We start from the raw sequence: 22869 nt of genomic DNA, 5'->3' as shown, positions 1-22869 counted from the left end.
CTTTTTATACAACCTATTTCAAAAAGAAAAGCCGGACCCTAAGGCCCGGCTTTCCTCTTAAGCAAGAACGTAAACCTGTTCTAAAGACTTACTTCAGACCAGAAAACTGGTTTTCGTTCAGGGTATCAACGTTCACAAATGTAATCTGGCTGTGGTCAGACAGAGTAATTGTGGTGTTGTTACCGTTGTGTGTTGCTTTATCCAGAACGTCTGTCTGGAAAGAAGCCTTGGTGTAGTCGTAGTCAACCAGCAGAACAGAGTTGTTAGCAGCGCTACCAAAGTCCTGAATGGTGTAATCTGCGCCAGCAACACTGTTACGGAAACCGAACACGTTAGCTGCACCACTACCACCTTCCAGGGTGGCATCGCCTACACCGGCAACCAGCGTATCGGAAGCAGTGCCACCGATGAAAGTCTGGGTGCCTGTTGTGCCTGCGTTGTTACCGAATGCCTGGAACCCGAATGCAGAAGACGCACCATCCAGCGTTTCGTTACCATCGTTTGCAACGAACAGGTTATTCGCGCCAGAACCATCGATAAAGCCCTGCTGGCTTGCAGCAACATGGATATCCAGACCGTTGGAACCGAAGATCGTAGCGTGACCAGCCGTAATGGTGGTTTCGCCCGTGCCGCCAATGAAGGTAAGATTGTCGGAAACGTTGATCAGTGCAGAATCGGTGTTTTCGGTCTGCAGGTTGCCATGAGCAGCGGAAATCGTGCTGTTCTGGCCACCTTCAACAGTGCCTGTAGCACCGGAGAAGTTGATGTAATCCAGAGAACCACCGGTAACGGTGGAAGCACCACCAACCGTGATCTGCTGGCTACCATTGGCATCCACAACCAGAGAGTTATCAGACAGCTGAACCGTAGAGCTGCTGCCAGACAGGGTAACGCTCTGACGACCAGCGGTTGCTGTAATGGTGTCCTGACCATCGGAATGAACATAGTTCATGCCCGAGCCCAGATCGATGGTGTTGTGGCCCTGACCTGCAGAGATGGTGTTGTTACCTGCACCACTGTTCACTGTGTCATCACCGTTACCGGCCATGATGTTCCAGTTACCTGCGGTGGACAGGCTGTTGCCTTCGAACAGGTTATCACCAGACCCAGCCAGGAACTGGCCGCTCTGATCACCTGCACGGAAAGCAATACCTGTGTTGGTGCCGCCAAGAACGGTCATGCTGGAGGCAGTGCCACCGTATGCATTAACGTTCACCCAGCCATCAAGAGCCGTACCCGGCTGGCTGTTGGCATCGGAACCGATGCTCAGGTAATCAACATTACCAGCAACGCGGTAAGAACCAGCTGAGGTAATAACCCCGTAGCCTGCCTTATTGCTATCGCTAAAGGTTGTATCCCCAGCAGAAAGATTCTGTGCATCAAGAGTGCTGATGACTGAATTCAACTGGTTCGACAGGTCAGTGGCCTGGTTGTACAGGGCCGAATTCTGTGCGCCGTCTACGGTAACCTGAACATTACCGGACGCACCGACAACCGTGATAATCGGCATGTATCCGTCCTTTTTCTTTACATTTTGCCGCGCCAGCCAGAAATTCCAACCCGCCTACGGCAATCTAACGCTATCCTTTCCTGCTTCGCAAAATACTGCACGAAACGCAAGCAGATTATAGCGTTATTACTTCGCTAACGGCCAACATTGCACAGCGTTGCCAGCCGTTAGCACTGTAAGAAATTTCTCTCTTTGATGAAATAAAAAATACCCAATCTATAATGGTAAATATTTATAATTTTCCTGATAGTTGTATAGAATAACCCTCTAGTGTTGTTTGTTATTTTTCATCACCGCAACTGGACTCGTGCCGGACACATGCCTGTAGTGCCTTCCTCCCTCGCAGAATCTCTTTCATCATTGGAAGACTCTCCGCTTTTCACCCCAACTATACTCATACAAAATAGTACATTTGGATGTGAAAACATACCTTTCCTATCATGGATTCTTAAGGAAGCATTTTTTAGCGGGTTATTACTGGTTGGAAGCAGCCTTTCCATTAAGGAGACACTGAGCTTTCACTTTAATATTCATCCCTCATCTTTCCAACTTACATTTCAGGCAGAACTTCCATCTTCAATCACTCATAACAATCAGGTTATTTATATAGCTGCCAGAATGTGGCAGTCGGCAGAATCCATTCAGCATCTTCTAAATACTGCCCCAGAAGGCACGCTCCTTCTATTAGAAGGGATAAAAGACTCGCGGCGTGCAGAAGCATGGGAACATCTTTCTGCTCTTTTTCCTGCCTTTATGTTCCCTCAAGGAACAGGATTAGGCATTCTAGCAGCAACAGAGGTTGCCTGCCTGTTTCCCCTACTCACACCGGATTCCCGCCTTTCGGACACAGAAAAAACCACCAAGAGCCTACTGCGTGAACGCTTCGCTTTTGCCGGAGAATTCTGGTTTAACAAGGCGCTCCTCACTGCTGCTCATGCCCAGATAAATACGCTCAAACAGGATCTGGTACAAACGCGCAGTCATGTTTTTTCCCAGCAAATGCTGACGCACCACGAGAGCGACCAAAGCGCACAGAAAATCGACTCGCTACAAAAAACCCTTCAACAAACCCAGAAAAACGAACAAGCTCTTATTCAAGAAAAACAGGAAATTACAGACCGCTTAACTGGCTTTATCAGCACAGTAAAACAGAGAGAGTTTTGTTATCAGCAACAAACAAAAACCCTTAACAACCACATACTCACCCTGTCTGCATATATAGACTCCTTGAAACAAACGTATTCTGCTTACTCCCAGCACATTCATGATCTATGGGGCAGATTCGCGCAGGAAGTTCTTGACCGAACCGAAGCGCAAGATGCTCTCAAAACGTATCTTTCAACACCTTCCGGCGTTATCCGTTCTATTGCTCGCGCTTTGGTAAAAGGTGTTGTTGTTCCCTACGTGCCAGACCTACCTCAACCACCCCTAGTAGAATCCCCTCCGCAACTCCCTCCGGCTCCGCCTCCACTTTTGCTGGAACACAGCTCAGCCGCGCCACTTACTTTTCCTGAAGTTCCAGAAGCCGCTTCAATTTCCATTATTGAACAACCTTCACAACCTTCCGGATTCAACGTTTTTTTTGTTGCGGGTGAGCCAGATTCCCCGGGTGTAAATTACCGTTGCATCCGCAATGCGGCTGCCTGTTCTCTTGCTGGTTTTCCCGCTCAGTGGAAGCGCTGCGCAGACGTTGGCCCCGATGATATCAACTGGGCGGATGTCATGATTTTATGGCGTGTTGAATTCAGTGGCCATGTAGACATTATGCTACGGCTGGCGCGGGAACAAAACATGCCGGTTATTTTTGATACAGATGATCTCACGTTCATTCCTGCCCTTGCACGTATGGATATTATTGATGGCATACGCAGCATTGGCGCCACAGAAGAACGTATTGAAACAGTCTTTACTGATATGCAGCGCACCCTTTTACGCACAGATATCGGGTTTGCCCCAACCGATGCTTTAGCGGATGCTATGCGGGTTTATCAGCCCGTTACTTATACTGTACCTAATATATATAATACAGAATGTCTGGCCTTAAGCCGCAAAGCGTATCGTATGCGCCAGCTTAACCCGGATGAACAGATTATTCGTATTGGCTATGCAACAGGCTCCCGCACACACCAAAAAGACTTTGCTCAGGTGAGTAGTGTTCTCGCCCGCTTGTTGCACGAAAAACCCAATCTTCGGCTTGTACTATTCCGCGAAACAGGGAATCATCGCCCAGTTCTGCTCATGAACGAGTTTCCTGAATTTGAACCCGTGCGTGATCAGATAGAATGGCGAGACATGTGCACCTTGCCTGCCCTTCCTTCTGAACTGGCCCGTTTTGATATTTCAATTGCACCACTGGAAACACAGAATCCATTCTGTAACGCCAAAAGTGAATTGAAATTTTTTGAGGCCGCTTTAGCTGGCGTGCCTTCCATTGTTTCTCCAACGGCACCCTTTCGCCAATGCGTGCAAAACGGCCGCACCGGGTTGTTTGCCACCACACCTGAAGAGTGGGAAACCGCGTTACGCACACTTATTGAAAATCCGGATTTGCGCCACCGCATGGCACGAAATGCGTATCATGCTGCCTTGTGGCACTTTGGCCCACAACGCCAAGCCATTCTTTTAGGTACGATTATGGAAAGCCTGAAAGGAGAAAAACAGGCAGCCCAAACCGCTGAAATACAAATTGCACGCGGCCATTATCTGGCACGCAATCTACCGGATATTCCTGATTGCAGCGTAATGTTCCTGCATGATGCCCTGCAAGAAGCAAACGTTACCGTTATTATTACATCTTATAACTACGAAAACTTCATTCTTGAGGCATTAGAATCCGTTCGGCTGCAAACCATTCCAACCCTTGATCTTGTTGTTGTTGATGATGGTTCTACAGATGGATCACTCAACCAGATCAAAAGCTGGATGGAAAAACAGACGGCGCGCTTTAATCGCCTTATTTTACTTCAAACCAATTCCAATGCAGGGTTGGGTGGCGCGCGTAACTGTGGTGTTGCCTATGCTGAAACCCCATTCTTCCTGCCATTGGATGCAGATAACCGGCTTTTACCACATGCATGTGAAACACTTTTAAGTGCGACAGATGAATTAACAGCTTACGCCTACCCAATTATCCAACAGTTTGGAAATCCCGCCCAACATCCAACGTTAGGCCATGAACCTTTCCGCCCCATGCAACTGGTGGCAGGCAATTATATTGATGCCATGGCTCTGGTAGCCAAATGGGCATGGGCCGCCGCCGGTGGGTACTATGTAAGCCGTGACGCAATGGGGTGGGAGGATTACGACCTTTGGTGCACCATGGCCGAATACGGTTTGCGCGGCACCCATGTACCGGAAGTGCTGGCTGAATATCGTGTACACCAAACATCCATGACCAACAATGTGACGGAAAAAATGGCACATAAACAGCGCGTAGTCTCACTGATAGAAGAACGCCACCCGTGGATCAGATTGGTGCAAAAAAGCGCCAAACAGCGTGAAGTCACAACAAGCTAAAAATGACCGATAAAAACGCTAAGCCCGCAAACAGACATACTGTTTGTGCGGCTTGGTATTTCGACACCGTGAAACGCGCACAAAAAACAGAACCCCATTTCTGGAATTCTGTAAACCGCTCTGATTTTTTAGGAAAATCTGGAGCGGGCGATGGGATTCGAACCCACGACCCCAACCTTGGCAAGGTTGTGCTCTACCCCTGAGCTACGCCCGCATTGGATGGCCTCCTTTTACGGATGATCATTCAGATAGGCAAGAGGGAAAATGAAAAAAAATGCCTGAAATTGCATTTTCTTTCTCCAGCCCTTTCCTACTTGTGTTGGAAAGGGCTGTTGGCGCTTTTCAGCCTGTGCTGATACTGATGCTCAAATGCCTTTACGCAGCAAGGAAGGAAAACCGTGTCTGCTTCCATGTTCCGATCCCTTTATCATCAAGGGTTCGTCCGCGTAGCTGCCTGCACCTTGCCCGTAGCACTGGCAAATCCAGCCATAAACGCGCAGCGTATCCTAGAATCTGCCAAAGCATGTGCCGCAGATGGTACAGTTTTATGTGTGTTCCCTGAACTTGGGCTGTGCGGATATACACTGGAAGACTTGCTACAGCAGGAAACGCTTCTGGCAGAAACCAGAACAACCCTTCTCTCCTTGGCTCAGGCATCTGCCACGTTGTGCCCTGTGCTGGTAGTAGGCGCACCGTTGTTATGGAAGAACGCTCTTTATAACTGCGCTGTCATTATTCACTCCGGCAAAATTCTGGGTGTGGTTCCTAAAAGCTACATCCCAAATTATCGAGAGTTCTATGAGGCACGCCATTTCCGCTCCGGCGCAGATATTCGCGGGCAGACAATCAAGATCAATGGGCACACCGTACCATTTGGCGTGGATCTACTGTTTGAAGCGCAGGATGTGCCCTCATTCAGCCTCAGCGTAGAAATTTGTGAGGATATGTGGGTACCTATCCCACCCTCGGCACACGCTGCACTGGCTGGCGCTACAATTATCGCCAACCTTTCAGCAAGTGACATTACGGTTGGCAAGGCAGAAACCCGGAACATGCTCTGCCAATCCCTCTCTGCCCGCAATATTGTCGCTTACCTTTATGCGGCAGCCGGAGAAGGTGAATCCACCACAGATCTGGCGTGGGATGGCCAAACCGCTATTTTTGAAAATGGCATCCTGCTGGCAGACAGCGAGCGCTTTCCCTCCGGCGCAACCGCTGTAATTGCCGATGTGGATCTTACGCTTTTGCGGCAAGAACGCCTGCGTATGGGAAGCTTTGTTGATGCAGCGCGCCAAGCAGATACATGGCGGCACATTAGCTTCACCCTCACGCCTCCTTCTGCAAACCTTGGGCTCAAACGCCCCCTTGCCCGCTTTCCTTTTGTACCTGCCGCTCCAGAACGCTTGGCACAAGATTGTTTTGAGGCCTTTACCATTCAGGTATCCGCACTCAAGCAGCGCCTTAAAACAAGTGGCGTTAAAACAATGGTGATCGGTATTTCCGGTGGCTTGGATTCTACGCACGCCCTACTGGTGGCCGTGCGTGCAGCGGATGAACTGGGTTGGCCACGCAGTGCTGTGCGGGGTTATACAATGCCCGGCTTTGGCACAACGGACAAAACCCTTGCCAGTGCCAACGCACTGATGAGCCAGTTGAATATCACGCACGAAACGCTGGATATCCGCCCGGCTGCGGAGCTACTGCTACGCACCATTCGGCACCCTTATGCAGATGGGCAACCCGTGCATGACATTACTTTTGAGAACGTTCAGGCTGGCCTACGCACAGATTTCCTGTTCAGGCTGGCCAACCAACATCATGGCATTGTCATCGGCACAGGAGACCTTTCCGAGCTAGCATTAGGGTGGTGCACCTATGGTGTGGGCGACCAAATGGCGCATTACAATGTGAATGCGGGTCTTCCTAAAACCCTTATCCAGCACCTTATCCGCTGGTGCATTGCTTCGGGCCATTTTGCTCCTGCTGTTGGCAAGGTGCTGACAGACGTTCTGGCTACAGAAATTTCTCCCGAGCTTATTCCTGTCGGTAAAGATGGCCCTCAAAGCACGGAAAGCATCATAGGCCCTTATGCTCTGCATGATTTCGCACTGTTTTATATTCTGCGCTACGGTTTCAGGCCGTCCCGCGTGGCCTTTCTAGCGGAACAGGCTTGGCAGGATGCCTCAACAGGCCAATGGCCTCCGGGTTTTCCCGCATCCGAGCAAAAAGCTTATGATCTTCCTACCATTCGCCACTGGTTAGAAATATTTGTGCGCCGCTTTTTTGCAACCAGCCAGTTCAAACGTTCTGCCATGCCAAATGGCCCCAAAGTTATGCCCGGCGGCAGCCTTTCCCCCCGAGGAGACTGGCGCGCACCCTCCGATGGCAACGCCCGCCTCTGGCTGGATGATCTAAAACACAATGTGCCCGAAGCCTGAACCACAAAAGAGGGGTTTAGCCCACTGCTGCCCTCATGGTATTATGCCCCATCTTGGGCTATACTGTTTTCTATTATGAAAGCATCGCGCCAAGCCACCATCCATCGCGTTACAAGCGAAACCGATATCGCCATCACCCTTGATCTGGATGGATCCGGGCAGGCCGATATTCAGACCGGACTCGGTTTTTTCGATCATATGCTCACGGCATTAGCCAAACATGCCCTGTTCGATCTGAAAGTAACCGTAAAAGGTGACCTCTATATTGATGGTCATCATAGCGTTGAAGATACAGGCATTGCCATTGGCATGGCCCTAAAACAAGCTTTGGGGGACAAGCGTGGCGTGCGCCGTTTTGGCCATGCCCTTGTACCGTTGGATGAAGCTTTGTGCGAAGCTGTAGTTGACCTTTCCGGTCGGCCCTTTCTGGCATTTGATGCCACGTTTACGCGTGACCGCATTGGGGATCTGGACACCGAACTGGTGGAAGAATTTTTCCGAGCCTTTGCCATGTCCGCCATGCTCACACTGCACCTGACAGAAAAAGCTGGTAAAAATTGCCACCATATTGCCGAGGCCGCGTTCAAGGCACTTGCACGTGCACTGCGTATGGCTGTGGAACCAGACCCACGGGCGCAAGGCAGCATTCCTTCCACCAAAGGCGTGCTATAATTTTTTATACGGGTTAATAACCCAGCCCTGCCCGATACACCTGTTTTGCAGCGCTGGGCACAACCGAGAAAAACGCAAACCTGTCTGGGCTGCATGCACCTTATTATATTGGTCAGCAGAAATCAGACAGGGTCACCAGCAACAAGAGGGTTCCATGACCCAGCCTCTTTCCATCGCCGTTGTTGATTATGAAGGCGGCAATCTGGCGTCCGCTGCCCGTGCAGCCCTTCGGGCTGCTGAGCTTTCGGGAATTGCAGCCGATGTTGTTATCACCAACGAACCCGCGGCTGTCCTGCAAGCAGACCGTATCATCCTACCCGGGCAAGGCGCATTTGCAGATTGCGCCCGTGGGCTGGAAGCCATCCCCGGCCTGAAAGATTCTATTCTGAACGCCACGGCCAATGGTACACCCTTTTTAGGTATTTGCGTTGGTATGCAGCTTATGGCTGAACGCGGGCGGGAACATGGTGTAACAGAAGGGTTTGGATGGATTCCGGGGGAAATTACCCTCATGGAAGCCACTGGCCTGCGCCTTCCCCAAATGGGCTGGAACGAGCTGGAGCTTCATACACAACACCCTCTTACCCAAGGCTTGGGTAAGGCGCCGCATGGATACTTTGTGCATTCCTACGCACTCCAAAATACTGCGGCAGATGTTCTGCTTGCCACCACAGATTATGGTGGCAACGTGCCTGCCATAGTGTGCAAGGGGAATGTTGCGGGTACACAGTTCCATGTTGAAAAAAGCCAGACAGTTGGCCTCAAGATTCTCGCCAATTTTCTGAGGTGGGATCCGAAAGCTCCCGTATAATGACCCGGAACAAACGCGTTCAACGCATTCTGAACCTAGAAGAAGATGACCTTCAGGCCTTATGTGAAGCCGTAGATGCTTCCATTCTGGATGGTGGCGGCTTTGGCTGGCTTCAGCCACAAGGGCGGCAGGTGCTGGAGCGCTACTTCAAAGGCCTGCTGCTTGTGCCAGAACGTATGCTGTTTGTTATTCGGCATAACGGCGTGATTGTAGGATGTGCACAGCTTGTACGCAGCGCCCGTAATAATGAGCTGCAAGCCATGTGCGTTACTCTGGCACATTTGTTTATTGCGCCATACGCGCAGCGTCAGGGCCTCGGCACAGCCTTGTTGCACGAAGTGGAAAATGCAGCCCGCAGCATGGGCTTTCGGATTATGAATACCGAAGTGCCTGAAACACAGGATGGCGCCATTGCCCTCTTCCGTAAGGCAGGTTTTCTGCATTGGGGCACACACCCCCTCTATACCCGTTTGGGCGACACCTACCAGCGCGGTCTGTACTTCACCAAATCATTAGATACAGACCATCTCCCCCTTTCTTCTTCCTTTCAGCAAACGCGGCCTGAAACCATGACAACAGCACCCTCCATGCACCCCCTTACCCTTTACCCAGCCATTGATCTCAAGGATGGAGCCTGCGTGCGCTTACGCCGTGGGGAAATGGATGATGCCACTGTGTATTCAGACAACCCCGGTGCACAGGCACTTGCATGGGAGGCCGCAGGCTTTAAATGGCTGCATGTTGTGGATCTGAACGGTGCCTTTGCTGGACAATCTGAAAACGCAGATGCCGTACGCTCCATTGTGGAATCAACAGATATTCCCGTCCAGCTTGGTGGTGGCCTGCGAGACATGAAGGCTATTGAAGCATGGTTGGAAGCCGGTATCAGCCGCGTTATTTTGGGCTCTGTTGCCGTAAAAAACCCCGCCCTTGTGCGTGAAGCCTGCCGTGCTTTCCCTGGCCGCATTGTTGCGGGCATTGATGCCCGATCTGGCCGCGTTGCAACCGAAGGCTGGGCCGAAGTTTCTGACATGCAGGCAACTGAATTGGCCCTCCGTATGCAGGAAGCTGGCGTTGCATCCATCATCTTCACGGAAATCAGCCGTGATGGCATGCTGGAGGGACTGGATGTGGAACAGACCGTTACATTGGCCAATACGGTTTCCATTCCCATTATTGCCAGCGGTGGCGTTGGCAGCATTGAGCACCTGATTGCTCTGCGGGAAGCCACGCAGGACGCTCCGGGCATTGAAGGCGTGATTGTGGGCCGCGCGTTGTATGATGGCCGCGTAACCCCAGCAGAAGCCCTGAAGGTATTAAGCTGATGCTGAAACTACGCGTTATTCCATGCCTGGATGTTAAAAACGGCAGAGTGGTCAAAGGCGTTAACTTCGTTTCCCTGCGCGATGCGGGAGACCCTGTTGAACAGGCCGCTGTTTACGATGCCGCTGGGGCTGATGAACTGACCTTTCTGGATATCACCGCCAGCCATGAAAACCGTGATACGATTCTAGAAGTTGTTAGCAAAACAGCCGAAAAAATCTTTCTTCCCCTCACAGTCGGAGGGGGGGTACGCACAACGGATGACATGCGCCGCCTTCTGCTGGCAGGCGCAGACAAATGCGCCATGAACTCCGCCGCGGTCAACCGTCCTGAACTGGTCAATGAAGCGGCCAACAAATTTGGTAGCCAATGCGTTGTTGTTGCCATAGATGCCCGCCAGACAGCACCGGGAAAATGGGAAGTGTTTACCCACGGTGGCCGCACTTCTACCGGGCGAGATGCCATAGACTGGTGCCGTGAGGTTGCAGAACGTGGCGCTGGGGAAATCCTACTCACCTCCATGGATCGGGATGGTACAGGAACAGGCTTCGATCTGGAACTTCTTAAAGCTACAACACAGGCCGTAAGGCTTCCCATTGTTGCATCTGGCGGTGTGGGTAAGCTGGAACACTTTGTAGAAGGCGCCAAAGCCGGAGCAACAGGCCTTCTGGCAGCAAGTGTTTTCCATTTTGGCCAGTTCACTATTCCCCAGGTTAAAGCCGCATTGTCAGAAGCAGGCTTGCCGGTTCGTCCTTCCCCCGCCCCTTTTGCAGGTTAACCCGTATCATGACAAAAAAAACACCTTCTAAAACAGAAGCAAAAACAGACACAAAATCCAAGAAGAATAAAGAGGTTCTTTCTCTTCCAGAAATTTCAGAAGCAGATATTTCCGTTCTGAACCGCCTTTACGATGTTGTGCAAAGCCGCAAAGGTACAGATCCTTCCGTAAGCCACTCAGCCCGCCTGCTTTCCCGCGGTACTTACAAAATTGCCCAAAAGTTTGGGGAAGAGGCTGTAGAATGCCTGATTGAAGCCGTAGCTGGGCGTAAGGATCTGTTAATTGGTGAAAGTGCTGATGTACTCTACCATCTTATTGTTTTGTGGGTAGATGCTGGCATTACCCCAGATCAGGTTTGGGCAGAACTTCAGCGCCGTGAAGGCACAAGCGGTATTGCAGAAAAAGCCGCACGTTCCAAAACAACAAAATCTGTAAAGGAATAATCAGAAATGGCTGTAACAGGTAGAGGGCCATATGACCCGCAAAATGTTTTTGCAAAAATCCTTCGCGGTGAAATCCCCTGCAAGGCTATTTTTGAGAACGAATGGGTGCTGGCATTTTATGATATCGCGCCCAAGGCACCTGTTCATGTTTTGATTATTCCCAAAAACCCTTATGTTTCCTTTATGGATTTCAGCCAAACAGCACCCGCAGAAGAAATTGCTGGTGTTATGCGTGCTACAGGCCAGATTGCGCTTGATCTTGGATTGGAAGAAAACGGCTATAGGTTGATTACGAATGCGGGCCTCCATAGTGGGCAGGAAGTGCCTCACTTCCACATACATCTTCTTGGTGGACAAGCATTGCCAGCCTTCCCGGCCTGATCTTTTGTTTCTTATCCAGACGGACATATCCCTATGACACCCATGGACATGCTTTTATCCCGTGCATCAACGGATCATCTTCAGGCTCCGGCACCATCTGAAGCGCAAATGGCCGAGGTTTTAGCTACCGCTATGCGGGCTCCAGATCACGGAAAGCTACGTCCATGGCGCTATGTTATTGTAAAAGATGATGCACGTTCGCTACTGGCTGAGCGTATTGTTACCAGTATGGTTCGACTTGACCCGGACGTACCCGAATTTAAAAAAGAAAAGCGCCTTAAAAGATTTTCCACAATTCCCATGACACTCGTTTTGGGCATGCACCTACGTCCAGGACATAAAATTCCTTTATGGGAACAGGAAATGACTGTAGCCGCAGGCGCCATGAACATCCTGAATGCATTGCATGCATTAGGATTTGGTGCAGTTTGGGTTTCTGGTGATGTTGTGAATGACCCTGTTCTTGCTGAAGAACTCGGCTTTCCTGCACCCCATAAATTAGCAGGTTTTTTGTTTATCGGCACGCCAGATACACCGCTTCCCACACCCAAGCGCCCAAACCCGGCTGAGTTTACAGCTACATGGCAAGGTCAGCCGGTAAATTTTGCAGCTGATGGAAAAACACCATGACACATATAACAGACGCCGTTGTTATTGGTGGTGGTCCGGTTGGGTTGGCAACAGCCCTTTCATTGGAAAAAGCCGGCCTTTCTGTAACCGTAATAGAACGTTCTCCACTCCCTGTATGGGAAGAACCTTCCTTTGATGGGCGGGAAATAGCCCTTACGCATTATTCTATGCGTATTCTTAAAGAATGCGAAGCATGGGATCATATCCCGCAAAGCGTTATCTGCCCCTTACGGGAAGCGCATGTGGAAACAGGACGTTTTCGCCATCCGCTTACATTTGATACAAATGGGCGCGGAGAAGAAGCTCTCGGCTGGCTCGTTTCCAACAACCACATTCGGCGTGCCCTCTTTGCCGCAGCAAGCGAGAAAGAACGTATCCACCTACAGCCACACACCAGCGTAGAAACAGTAAGGCAAGGCCAAGATTATGCCGCCGTCCATCACTCAGGCGGACAAATCAAGGCGCGCCTTGTCGTTGGAGCTGATGGTCGCTTTTCTCCTACGCGCAGGCGCGCAGGTATTGGCACTATTGTGCATGATTTCCACAAATCCATGCTGGTTTGCCGCATGGCGCATGAATCTCCCCATCACAACATCGCCTTGCAATGGTTTGATGAAGGACAGACGATAGCTTTGCTGCCAGTGAATGGCATGGCGTCCTCTTTGGTTCTTACGCTTCCTGCAAACGAAATACAGCGCCTGCTCGCAACACCGCGCGATGAATTCAATGCGGAAATTACCCAACGTGTTGGGGCTAGATTAGGACAAATGCGCCTTGTCAGCACACGCCATGCTTATCCACTTAAGGGTGTATATGCGCATCGCTTTGTAGGTCGGCGTTTAGCTTTGGTTGGAGATGCCGCCGTGGGGATGCATCCCATCACAGCACACGGTTTCAACCTGGGGTTGAAGGGGCAAGAAACGCTGGCACAATGCATTGGCGCAACCTTTAACGCTCAGGCAGATGCCGGGAATGCACGCGCCTTGCAGCAGTATGAACGGCAACATAGGCGTGCAACTGCTTTGCTATTTGCCGGCACGAATGGCATAGCCTCCCTTTACACGCATGATGCGTTGCCATTTAAACCCATTAGGCAAGCGTGTATCCGGCTGGCAGACAGGTTTACGCCCTTTAAACAGGCAGTCACTACGCTTCTGATGGATAAAAAAACAACGGCTTGATTGTAAAAAGGCAGCCTAATTAGAGGCTGCCTTTTTTATTTTCACGTTCTAATTCACGTTCCAGCCACCCCATAATAACAGCAAGCACATAGCTCTGCTGTATTGGAGAAAGAGGCTGGTGTTTTACGAAACCATGCCATTTTTCCAAGCATGATCTACAACACGTGCCCGTAGCATGTTGCGCTACAAAAACAGGATGACCCTTCCATGGAGTTTGTTTGCCATCTTTTTTCGGATTTGCTGGAGCAAGGCGCCGAGCAATAAAGTCCCGTCCATGCTCAGCCACCACAGGCAAACCTTTGTCTGTCAGATATGTCATATCCTGACAGTTTAAGTGAAACCTACTCCGAAAAGATGACCTTGCAAGCCGCCCCCACAAAGCGTCTGATACCGCAGGAAGCCTTTGCTCCTGCGGAAAAAGCTCACCCTGCTGCACTGTTATGGTGTTCCTGAAAAGCAAAATACAACATTACAACAATGTGGCTATTGCTCATCTGTTTTTACAGGGGGAACAGGTGCCTGTGCAATGAGCTCCCCCTTACCAGTTGCAACACGAATATCTTGTTCACGGATCAACCAGTAAACAACACCCAAGGCCAAAACAGCCGCAGAAAACGCCAGCATCTCAGCAGGCCTTACTTCGTGCAGATCCAGAATAATAAACTTACGAGAAACAGCCAGAAGCGCAATGAGCACAATTGTACGTACACGCACCACATCCCGACTATGCGACAAACTGATACGCAGCGAACTTTTAAACTCCAGAGCAATAATCACCGTAAAAATATTGCCAAACACTTCCTGAAAAGCTGGCATGTTTGAAGCATCTATTTGCGATGACATCACCAGATACCAAACTTCCTTGGTAAGGTGCCATGTTGCAATGGTTGTAATAACCATGATCAGGCCAGTAAGAACCAGCATGATCAGAAGTTCAAATCCTTCATAAAGATTCATCTCGAAAAAGCTTTTCCGCAACCGCGATGCTTCACGAGAAAAAGGATCTTGGGATATCTGATTATGATCTGGACTGCTCATGTTTCTCTATACGTTTGGTAAAAAAGGATTTGCACTTCCTATCAGAATATTCTGAAGAAGTTTCAGTTATGATGATTATTCCCTTTTTCAACTTAATCCCAGAGGCTTCCATAAGGCGCGGAGCGTGAAATCCCCCTTCGGTAAAACACATTCATCCTATGATAAGCCAGATACGCTTTCTGTTGTGGTCAAATAAATGATCGATATCAGGGCACAGACTCGCTGGCATTATGAGCGTAAGTGTATATGCCGCCACGATGTAGGGCGCGCTGATAAGCAGGACGGTTATGAATACGATGCAAGAAACCTCTTACATGAGGCCGATTGTCTGTTGCTCCAGCACGTGCAGTTGCCGCCTCCAGAGGAAAACTCATCTGGATATCTGCTGCGGTAAAGTTATTCCCAGCAAACCATTCATTTTCAGACAGGCTGTGTTCCCAATAATCCATATGCAATTTGAGCTGCGGATTTATAAACTGTGCCTGCGCTCCTTTTGAAATCAGAAAAGCAAACGGGCGGAAAGGTAAAGGCGCCTGTTTAGGCAGCATACTGAATATCAATTTGAGTAAAAGTGGTGGCATGGCAGACCCTTCCGCATAATGAAGCCAGTATATGAAGCGGATATATTCGGGTGTGTCACACGCCGGTGCCAGTCGGCCATGACCGTATTTATTGATAACGTATTCGATAATCGCTCCGCTTTCTGCCAGCGTTACGTTCCCATCCGTATCTGTTATGACCGGAGCCTTGCCCAATGGATGAATGGCTTGCAGGGATTTGGGGGCCATCATGGTTTTAGGATCGCGTTTGTAAAACTGGATATCGTAGGGAAGTTCCAGTTCTTCCAGCAGCCACAGCACCCGTTGTGAACGGGAATTATCCAGATGATGCACGGTTATCATTACATGCGGCCCTTCTTTTAACTGAAATAAATCTCCCGCCCGGCCTTATCTGTCCTGATAGACTGGTTATGGCGTATAAGCCTCGGGGCAGAACTGCTTATCAGCTAAAAGAAGAATTTTTGAACTTTAGTTCCCATGTGCCAACCGAGCACAACAAGAATAATGGCAACATCCATTCCTTGCTTTTCCCTTTGCTATAAAAACACGTGGAAGCTCTTGATAATAGAGGAACAAACCGCGCAAGTCGCTACAGGCTAAAAACCTCCAGCCCTGCCAGCAATGGCACTATCTGTTTCAAATAACTGCGGATTGAATCTGGAAGGCTGGATTGCTTGCCAGCCTTACACTTAAAGACCACCAAAAATTTTAGAAAAGATTGGTGGGCGCACAAGGGCTCGAACCTTGGACCCGCTGATTAAGAGTCAGCTGCTCTACCAACTGAGCTATGCGCCCTTACAGCATATAACTGCTGAAGTGAGGCAGTTTTTACCACCTCTAAATCATTAAGACAAGTATGAAAATTCAGGTTTTTAACATAGCTAGCACAGCATCCAACTGATCCAGGCTTTTGTAATGAATTTGCAAAGAGCCACCTTTGCGTCCATCAAAATGAACGTGCACCTTCAGCCCTAAGCGCGTGCCCAAATCCCGCTCTAAGGCAGAAATTTCGGGATCTTTCATCACTTTAGGTTCTTTGGTTTCAACTTTTGTATTTTTTGCCTGCTCAAGGGCTTTCTGAACCAAAGCCTCTGTTTGCCGTACAGATAACCCTTTGGAAATAACCTCTGCTGCGGCCTGTATGGGGTCTGGATGCGCTAGCAACGCACGCGCATGCCCAGCAGAAAGGGTGCCCTTTTTAAGCTCCTGCCGCAGCACATCAGGCAAACGCAACAAACGCAGCGTATTGGCAACATGGGGGCGAGATTTGCCTATAGCCTTTGCCAGTTCATCCTGGGTCAGGCTATATTCTTCCATCAGTCGGCTAAAACCTTCAGCTTCTTCAACCGGGTTCAGATCTGCTCGCTGGAGATTTTCAACCAGAGCAGCTGCCATAGCATCTGCTTCTGAGAGATTCCTGACATGCACAGGCACATCATGGCACTGCGCCAACTGTGCAGCACGCCAGCGACGTTCCCCCGCAATAATCTGATAATGCCCCGTTTTATGAGGGTCTGGCCGCACCAGAATAGGCTGGAGAATACCCCGCTCCCGGATAGATTCAGCCAGTTCCTGTAATGCTTCTGGCTCCATATCCTGACGTGGCTGAAAAGGCCCTGGCGCCAGAACCTCAATCGGTAATGAGCTTGCTGTAGGCGCAGCCTTACTGGCGGATTTATTAGCAGAAGATGCAGGTTCATCTACAGAAGCGACATCACCCAGCAACGCAGCCAATCCACGCCCAAGCTTAGGACGAGCGGAAGATTTACGTGATGATTGACCACTCATGATACCGATGCCCTCTTCATGACTTCTGCTGCCAATGCCTGATAAGCGGTTGTTCCACTGGCTCTGGAATCATACAGCATAACAGGCTGACCATGGCTTTGGGCTTCTGAAATACGAATATTACGTGGGATAACCGTTTCCAGCACATCTTTACCAAAGAAGCTTCGCGCATCCGCAGCCACAAGCTCAGACAAATTATTTCGTCTGTCATACATGGTCAGCACAATGCCTGCCATTTTCAGTTCTGGGTTCAGGTTTTTCTGCACCCGCCCAATGGTCTTTACCAGATGCCCCAAGCCTTCCAACGCAAAGAACTCACACTGTAGCGGAGCCAGCACACCATCTGCCGCCACAAAAGAATTCAGCGTCAGCAGCCCAAGGCTTGGGGGACAATCTATAATCACAAAATCCACGGTCTCGCGCAGAGGTTCCAATGCCGTGCGTAATCTGGTTTCTCGGTGCTCAGCATCCACCAATTCAATCTCAGCACCAACCAGTTCTGTATTGGCCGCGATAACTGAAAGATTTTCAATCTCGGTAGGCTGTAAAAGATCATCTGCGACTTTTTCATGCATTAGAAGCGCATAAGAGCCACCTTTGCGGGAATCATAATCAACTCCCAAACCCGTTGAAGCATTCCCCTGAGGATCCATATCCAGAAGCACAACTTTAGCGCCATCGGCCGCCAGAGATGCTGCCAGATTAATGGCGGTAGTGGTTTTGCCTACGCCCCCTTTCTGGTTTGCAACAGCAAAAACGTGGCAGGCTTTCCCGCTTTTCTTAACCTTAGACACGATTAAAATTTCTCACTTCCAGAATCATACCATCAGAACTTGTCTGGCTTGGATATGTTTGCACATCCATTTGCCAAACCTGTTCCGCTTCTTGGATTTCCTGCACAGCCTGTTGCCCCTTAAGAAAAACAGCTTTTCCTTTTGGTTGTAACAGCGGGTGCGCCCACTCCAAAAGTTTAACCAACGGGGCCAAGGCCCGCGCTGTTACTACAGGCGCAGGCTGAACTTTTACACTTTCAAGCCTGCATGGCAAAACTTCCAAATCCGTTTGGGTAAGCCGCGCGGCTTCACGCAAAAAAGCAGCCTTCCTTTGATCCGATTCAATCAATACCCCAGGTATTCCTGTGGCAATCCCTACCACAACAGCCGGGAATCCACCCCCAGAGCCCATATCAATAAATCGGCTCTGGCCTTGTATCAAAGGAACAAGTTGAAGACTATCCAGAACATGCCGGCTCCAGACATTCTCAATATCCTTGGAAGAAACAAGGTTGATACGAGGGTTCCACTTTTCCAGAAGGCTCACAAAGGCGGAAAGTCTTTCTTCTGTTTCACGTGAAACATGAACACCCTCAGGCCACTTGTGCATGATGCTGCCCTTTTTTGAGATAAGCCAGAACAGCCATAAGGGCAGAAGGTGTTATGCCCGGTATACGTTGTGCAGCACCAAAGCTTTCAGGGCGTGCCTGCTCTAACCTTTCCTGCATTTCTGCACTCAGGCCACCTATTTTTCTAAAATCCATATCTTGAGGGAAGCGAATTTCTGTTTCTGCCTCAAGCTGTTTAATCTCGCGCTTCTGCCTTACCAGATAGCCGCTATAACGTGCCTCTGTCCTTACATAACTACGCGCACGTTCAGAATACTCCTGCACCCAAGGTGCCAAGGCTTCTATAGTATTTTCAGGAACTGCCTGCCCGATAACTTCCAAAAGATTTCTGCGGCGGCCATCCTGCGCTACTTTAATACCAACCTGAGCAAGTGCTTGTGGTGACCAACTTTCTAATTCTGCTTTTTGAGTCAATTGTTCTATCTCGCGCATATCTCTCGCAAAGACTTCACGCCTCTCTGCACCGATACACCCCCAATCCAACCCTATTGGAGTTAAACGTACATCTGCATTATCAGCCCGCAATGTCAGACGATATTCAGCACGCGATGTAAACATACGGTAAGGTTCACTCACCCCTTGCGTGGTTAAATCATCAATCATGACACCCAAATAGGCTTTGCCACGATCAAGGCTAACAGCCTGCTGCCCCCCTGCTCTTCTTGCCGCATTTACCCCAGCAAGAAGCCCCTGAGCACCGGCTTCTTCATACCCTGTGGTGCCGTTAATCTGGCCCGCCAAGAATAAATTAGGGCACTTTTTAAGTTCCAAAGAAACCGTTAGTTCACGCGGGTCAACGTAATCGTATTCTACAGCGTAACCATATTGCGCAATAACCGCCTTCTCCAACCCTGGAATGGAGTGGATCATGGCATCCTGCACATCTGCTGGCAGGCTAGTTGAAATACCATTGGGGTAAACCAGATCTCCTCCTTCGTGATTAGGAAGTGCTTCAGGCTCTAGAAAAATCTGATGCCCTGTTTTTTCTGAAAACCGCACAACTTTATCTTCAATAGAAGGACAATATCGGGGGCCACGGCCTGAAATAGCTCCGCCATACACGGCAGACAGATGCAAATGCTCCCTGATAATATCGTGGGTTTTTGGAACTGTTGTCGTTATGCCACACACCATTTGCGGATTTGTGATAGACGCCGTCAATCGGCTAAACGGCTCGGGGGATACATCCCCCCTATCAACAGCAAGAGATGCCCAATCTATTGTATCGCGCTTGAGGCGTGCTGGCGTTCCGGTTTTCAAACGCGCAATTCGCAAGCCCAGTTTTTTTAACCGCGATGCTAATGCAACCGAAGGTTGTTCTCCAATCCGCCCCGCCGGCTGACTTTTATGCCCAATATGAATAACTCCATCTAGGAACGTACCTGTTGTTAAAACAACAGCACCAGCAGCCCATTGGCGGCCATCTTCACAGGCAACACCAGCAACGCGGTTTTGATCATCACAAATCAGATCTGTTACAGCGGCTTCTTCAATATCAAGCCCTGCTGTGTCCGCCAAAATATCCTGCACAGCTTGACGGTATAAAAGACGATCTGCCTGAGCCCGTGGCCCCTGCACAGCAGGCCCCTTGGAGCGATTAAGAAGTTTAAAGTGAATACCGGCCCTATCTGCCGCCCGTGCCATAACACCATCCAGCGCATCAATTTCACGCACCAGATGGCCCTTCCCTATACCGCCTATGGCAGGGTTACAGGACATGGCGCCAACCGTATTTTTATGGTGCGTCAACAAAAGCGTTTTGGCACCACAACGCGCAGCAGCGGCAGCGGCCTCGCATCCAGCATGGCCGCCTCCTACCACAATAACATCGTAAGCCTTGTTCATTGCTTGCCCTTCCTGCACACCTTACTTTCCAATACAAAACTGGCCAAATATCGTATCCAGCAGATCTTCTACACCAACATGCCCGGTTAACCGTCCCAATGCCCGCATAGCTAACCTTAGTTCTTCGCCGCGCAATTCTGGCCAGTCCTGCTGCAACGCAGCATGGAGGCATTGTAAAGCCTCCTGCACACCAGCTTTGTGCCGCGCACGTGTAAGAAGCGGTGCGCCTGATATAGATGCCGCCGTTAGTTCCTCAACTTTTCTTTGCAGAAAAGTGTAGAGTTCCGGCAGCCCTTCTCCTGTTTTCAAACTGATAGCACGAACATTCTTACCTTGAATGACTTTTGGAATTTCTCCGATATCAGCTTTGTTCCCTATCAAAACCGCATCGGGGAAAACATCATCCGGCGGCTCATTCGCTGGGAACATTTGTAACACACAGTCAGCCTGTTTCACGTGAAACAATGCGCGGCGTACCCCTTCAGCTTCAATTTCATCATCTGTTTCTCGCAAGCCTGCGGTATCAACAAATGTCACCTTTATCCCGGCAAGAATACAGGCTACCTCCAAAGCATCACGCGTTGTCCCCGCCTTGGAAGATACAATGGCGGTATCCCGTCCCGTAAGCCAATTTAACAAACTGCTTTTGCCTGCATTTGGTGGGCCAGTAATGGCAAATACCACCCCTTGCCGTATCCTCTCTCCATGTTCTCCATCAGCTATATGCTGTTGCATTTCAAACTGAAGTTTCTGAATTTCCTGATTGATGCCTTCTTCCACTTCAGGCGGCAAACCTTCATCTGGAAAATCTATAAGGGCTTCCTGAAAAGCGAGCACCTTTTTTAACCGCTCGGACCAGCCGGAATATAAATGGCTTAATGCACCATCTGCCTGCGCCAAAGCTAACTTTCTCTGCCCATCGGTTTCAGCGGCAACCAGATCAGCAATACCTTCGGCTTCAACCAAATCCATACGACCATTTACAAATGCTCGTCTTGTAAATTCACCGGGCTCCGCTGGGCGCGCGCCTAGCTGAACCAAAGCGTCGGAAACAGCACGAATAATAGCTGGCCCTGCATGCAGATGCAGTTCAAACCCATCTTCCCCTGTATAACTCTGCGGCCCGGGAAACCAGAGAACCAGTGCCTCATCTAGCAAGTCATCCTGAGCAAACGCGTTTTTCCAAATTTTGCGAAGAACCGCCTTACGCGCTTCTGGCACCTTGCCACAAAGCTGTAAAAGAATATTACGGCTGCCTGCGCCACTCACACGCAAAACTGCAATTGCCGCACGCTCTATTCCTGTTGAAAGCGCAAAGATTGTATCTTCAGCCTGATACCCCAACGCGGCCATCCTTCCCGTTATCGTATGCCTGTTTCTTCTTGCTGCTTCTAATGCAGTTTTTCATGCAAACGTAGGGTTAAAAAATGATAGCCTCCCTCTTGCCCTCGTGATGAACACACTCTGCTCACACAACACCACAAGATTTTAAACAAAAGTAAGGTTATCTTTTTATGCCCCAACTCTCGCTGCACTCTCCTTTAGGCCCGATCACTTTGTCTGAGGAAGAAGGAAAAATTATCTCTTTGGATTGGGGATGGGGGCGAGATCAAACCGAAACCCCTCTGCTCTGCCAAGCGCGTGAATGGTTAGATAATTGGTTTGATAATCCTCAGGCAGTAGGTGCTTTTCCGTTTCAGCTAGATCCGTATGGAACAGCTTATCAGAAAAAAATTTGGGCAGCATTGCAGGAAATTCCTCTAGGCGAGACAACCACATATGGAGAACTCGCCAAAAAAATCGGCGGTAGCCCTCAGTCAGTTGGTCAAGCTGTCGGGAGAAACCCCATTCCTATTCTTATTCCCTGCCACCGCGTTGTGGGGGCTTCTAGCTTAGGGGGATATTCTGGAGATGGTGGTGTGGATGATAAAGCATGGCTTCTCCGCTTAGAAGGAGCCAAATTTCCATACCACACCTAAACTGTTCTGATACGGATTCTAGCCTTACAGAATAAGCTTCTGTTTCCTATTTTCTGTCACAGCTTTCTGTGCGGGTATTAAAAAATTTCCCGGCACTACATCTAACAACAGACGATGAATCCGCATCATTTCCATAACTTGTGGGGGGTGGATAAGAAGGCACACTCTCCCCCTGCTGCGCACCATTATAATAATAGGATGGCGGGGCATAAATGCTCTGCTGTGGCGCCGAATTATACTCGGATGCCGCAGCACTTCCTATCGCTAGGCCAAGCACAGAACCGAACATAAACGGAGCCCCCCAGCCCCAACCACCACCCCAATAAGGGTATCCCCACGGGCCGCCATAGCCCCAACCATAATACGGATACCCCCAGCCCCACGGGCCACCTCCCCAACCACCGTACCAACCGCCGCCCCACGGGCGCCCTCCCCAGCCGCCGCCACGCCACGGGCCGCCACCCCAACCACCGGGGCCACCCGGACCTCCACGTGGGCCACCGAATCCACCACGAGGAAAACCTCCTCCTGGGCCACCAAAGCCACCATGACCAAAACCGCCACCACCAGGACC

21 protein-coding genes and 2 tRNA genes are annotated in these 22869 nt (G+C 50.0%); 11 read left to right on the top strand and 12 right to left on the bottom strand.

Annotated elements, in window-relative coordinates; all coding sequences use genetic code 11:
* Window positions 1-88 precede the first annotated feature (88 nt).
* A complete protein-coding gene (locus FKW19_RS08365; protein ID WP_089179819.1) occupies window positions 89-1510 on the bottom strand; it encodes a hypothetical protein in 1422 nt (473 codons plus the stop codon).
* A gap of 318 nt (window positions 1511-1828) precedes the next feature.
* Between FKW19_RS08365 and FKW19_RS08360 the strand changes: the two genes are divergently transcribed.
* A complete protein-coding gene (locus FKW19_RS08360) occupies window positions 1829-5026 on the top strand; it encodes a glycosyltransferase (protein ID WP_089179820.1) in 3198 nt (1065 codons plus the stop codon).
* 139 nt (window positions 5027-5165) lie between these two features.
* Here the strand turns inward: FKW19_RS08360 and FKW19_RS08355 are convergent.
* Window positions 5166-5240 (bottom strand) — tRNA-Gly (locus tag FKW19_RS08355).
* A gap of 196 nt (window positions 5241-5436) precedes the next feature.
* On the opposite strand from FKW19_RS08355, the gene FKW19_RS08350 reads away from it, so the two are divergent.
* The 9 genes from FKW19_RS08350 to ubiM all read left to right on the top strand — a co-directional run bounded on the left by FKW19_RS08350 (window position 5437) and on the right by ubiM (window position 13683).
* Entirely contained in the window at window positions 5437-7464 is a 2028-nt protein-coding gene (locus FKW19_RS08350) for an NAD(+) synthase (protein WP_089179821.1), read from the top strand.
* 75 nt (window positions 7465-7539) lie between these two features.
* On the top strand, window positions 7540-8136 hold the full coding sequence (gene hisB, locus FKW19_RS08345) for an imidazoleglycerol-phosphate dehydratase HisB (protein ID WP_006115677.1): 597 nt from the start codon (window positions 7540-7542) through the stop codon (window positions 8134-8136).
* A 154-nt stretch (window positions 8137-8290) separates the two neighbouring features.
* Window positions 8291-8947: an imidazole glycerol phosphate synthase subunit HisH gene (gene hisH, locus FKW19_RS08340; protein ID WP_063354791.1), complete on the top strand. Its 657-nt coding sequence runs from the start codon at window positions 8291-8293 to the stop codon at window positions 8945-8947.
* Window positions 8947-10272, top strand: a complete 1326-nt coding sequence (gene hisA / locus FKW19_RS08335; RefSeq protein WP_089179822.1) for a 1-(5-phosphoribosyl)-5-[(5-phosphoribosylamino)methylideneamino]imidazole-4-carboxamide isomerase — start codon at window positions 8947-8949, stop codon at window positions 10270-10272. The genes hisH and hisA overlap by 1 nt, the downstream gene beginning before the upstream one ends.
* Window positions 10272-11048 (top strand): imidazole glycerol phosphate synthase subunit HisF, encoded by a 777-nt coding sequence (hisF, locus tag FKW19_RS08330; RefSeq protein ID WP_089179823.1) that lies wholly within the window; start codon window positions 10272-10274, stop codon window positions 11046-11048. Before hisA ends, hisF begins: the two co-directional genes overlap by 1 nt.
* 8 nt (window positions 11049-11056) lie before the next feature.
* Complete coding sequence (locus FKW19_RS08325) at window positions 11057-11491, top strand: phosphoribosyl-ATP diphosphatase (protein ID WP_089179824.1); 435 nt, start codon at window positions 11057-11059, stop codon at window positions 11489-11491.
* 6 nt (window positions 11492-11497) lie between these two features.
* On the top strand, window positions 11498-11872 hold the full coding sequence (locus tag FKW19_RS08320; protein WP_089179825.1) for a histidine triad nucleotide-binding protein: 375 nt from the start codon (window positions 11498-11500) through the stop codon (window positions 11870-11872).
* 33 nt (window positions 11873-11905) lie between these two features.
* Window positions 11906-12502, top strand: a complete 597-nt coding sequence (locus tag FKW19_RS08315; RefSeq protein WP_089179826.1) for a nitroreductase — start codon at window positions 11906-11908, stop codon at window positions 12500-12502.
* Window positions 12499-13683, top strand: coding sequence for a 5-demethoxyubiquinol-8 5-hydroxylase UbiM (gene ubiM, locus FKW19_RS08310; protein ID WP_089179827.1), 1185 nt, complete (start codon window positions 12499-12501; stop codon window positions 13681-13683). The genes FKW19_RS08315 and ubiM overlap by 4 nt, the downstream gene beginning before the upstream one ends.
* A 19-nt stretch (window positions 13684-13702) precedes the next feature.
* Here ubiM and FKW19_RS08305 read toward each other — a convergent pair whose 3' ends face one another.
* The 9 genes from FKW19_RS08305 to mnmE form a co-directional block, all read right to left on the bottom strand.
* The gene (locus tag FKW19_RS08305; RefSeq protein WP_089179828.1) at window positions 13703-14119 is read right to left on the bottom strand and encodes a DUF4186 domain-containing protein; all 417 of its coding nucleotides are present in this window, start codon (window positions 14117-14119) and stop codon (window positions 13703-13705) included.
* A 47-nt stretch (window positions 14120-14166) separates the two neighbouring features.
* Complete coding sequence (locus FKW19_RS08300; protein ID WP_006115687.1) at window positions 14167-14721, bottom strand: phosphate-starvation-inducible PsiE family protein; 555 nt, start codon at window positions 14719-14721, stop codon at window positions 14167-14169.
* 206 nt (window positions 14722-14927) lie between these two features.
* Window positions 14928-15623: a glutathione S-transferase gene (locus FKW19_RS08295; protein ID WP_089179829.1), complete on the bottom strand. Its 696-nt coding sequence runs from the start codon at window positions 15621-15623 to the stop codon at window positions 14928-14930.
* A 377-nt stretch (window positions 15624-16000) separates the two neighbouring features.
* Window positions 16001-16076 (bottom strand) — tRNA-Lys (locus FKW19_RS08290).
* 69 nt (window positions 16077-16145) lie between these two features.
* Window positions 16146-17069 (bottom strand): ParB/RepB/Spo0J family partition protein, encoded by a 924-nt coding sequence (locus FKW19_RS08285; RefSeq protein WP_089179830.1) that lies wholly within the window; start codon window positions 17067-17069, stop codon window positions 16146-16148.
* Window positions 17066-17863, bottom strand: a complete 798-nt coding sequence (locus tag FKW19_RS08280) for a ParA family protein (protein WP_006115701.1) — start codon at window positions 17861-17863, stop codon at window positions 17066-17068. Before FKW19_RS08280 ends, FKW19_RS08285 begins: the two co-directional genes overlap by 4 nt.
* Window positions 17856-18452: a 16S rRNA (guanine(527)-N(7))-methyltransferase RsmG gene (gene rsmG, locus FKW19_RS08275; RefSeq protein WP_006115702.1), complete on the bottom strand. Its 597-nt coding sequence runs from the start codon at window positions 18450-18452 to the stop codon at window positions 17856-17858. Before rsmG ends, FKW19_RS08280 begins: the two co-directional genes overlap by 8 nt.
* Window positions 18436-20316 carry a tRNA uridine-5-carboxymethylaminomethyl(34) synthesis enzyme MnmG gene (gene mnmG / locus FKW19_RS08270; protein ID WP_089179831.1) on the bottom strand — a complete coding sequence of 627 codons (1881 nt, stop codon included), beginning with the start codon at window positions 20314-20316 and terminating at the stop codon, window positions 18436-18438. The genes rsmG and mnmG overlap by 17 nt, the downstream gene beginning before the upstream one ends.
* 21 nt (window positions 20317-20337) lie before the next feature.
* Window positions 20338-21669, bottom strand: a complete 1332-nt coding sequence (mnmE, locus tag FKW19_RS08265; RefSeq protein ID WP_089179832.1) for a tRNA uridine-5-carboxymethylaminomethyl(34) synthesis GTPase MnmE — start codon at window positions 21667-21669, stop codon at window positions 20338-20340.
* 161 nt (window positions 21670-21830) lie between these two features.
* Here mnmE and FKW19_RS08260 point away from each other — a divergent pair, with 161 nt between their 5' ends.
* Window positions 21831-22295 (top strand): methylated-DNA--[protein]-cysteine S-methyltransferase, encoded by a 465-nt coding sequence (locus tag FKW19_RS08260; protein ID WP_089179833.1) that lies wholly within the window; start codon window positions 21831-21833, stop codon window positions 22293-22295.
* 46 nt (window positions 22296-22341) lie between these two features.
* On the opposite strand, the gene FKW19_RS08255 is transcribed toward FKW19_RS08260, so the two are convergent.
* The coding region (locus FKW19_RS08255; RefSeq protein ID WP_150395943.1) for a hypothetical protein at window positions 22342-22869 on the bottom strand (528 nt) is incomplete at its 5' end.

This window comes from Acetobacter sp. DmW_125128, assembly GCF_008704325.1.
GTDB lineage: Bacteria > Pseudomonadota > Alphaproteobacteria > Acetobacterales > Acetobacteraceae > Acetobacter > Acetobacter oryzifermentans.
This window is presented reverse-complemented; position numbering and strand designations above follow the sequence as displayed.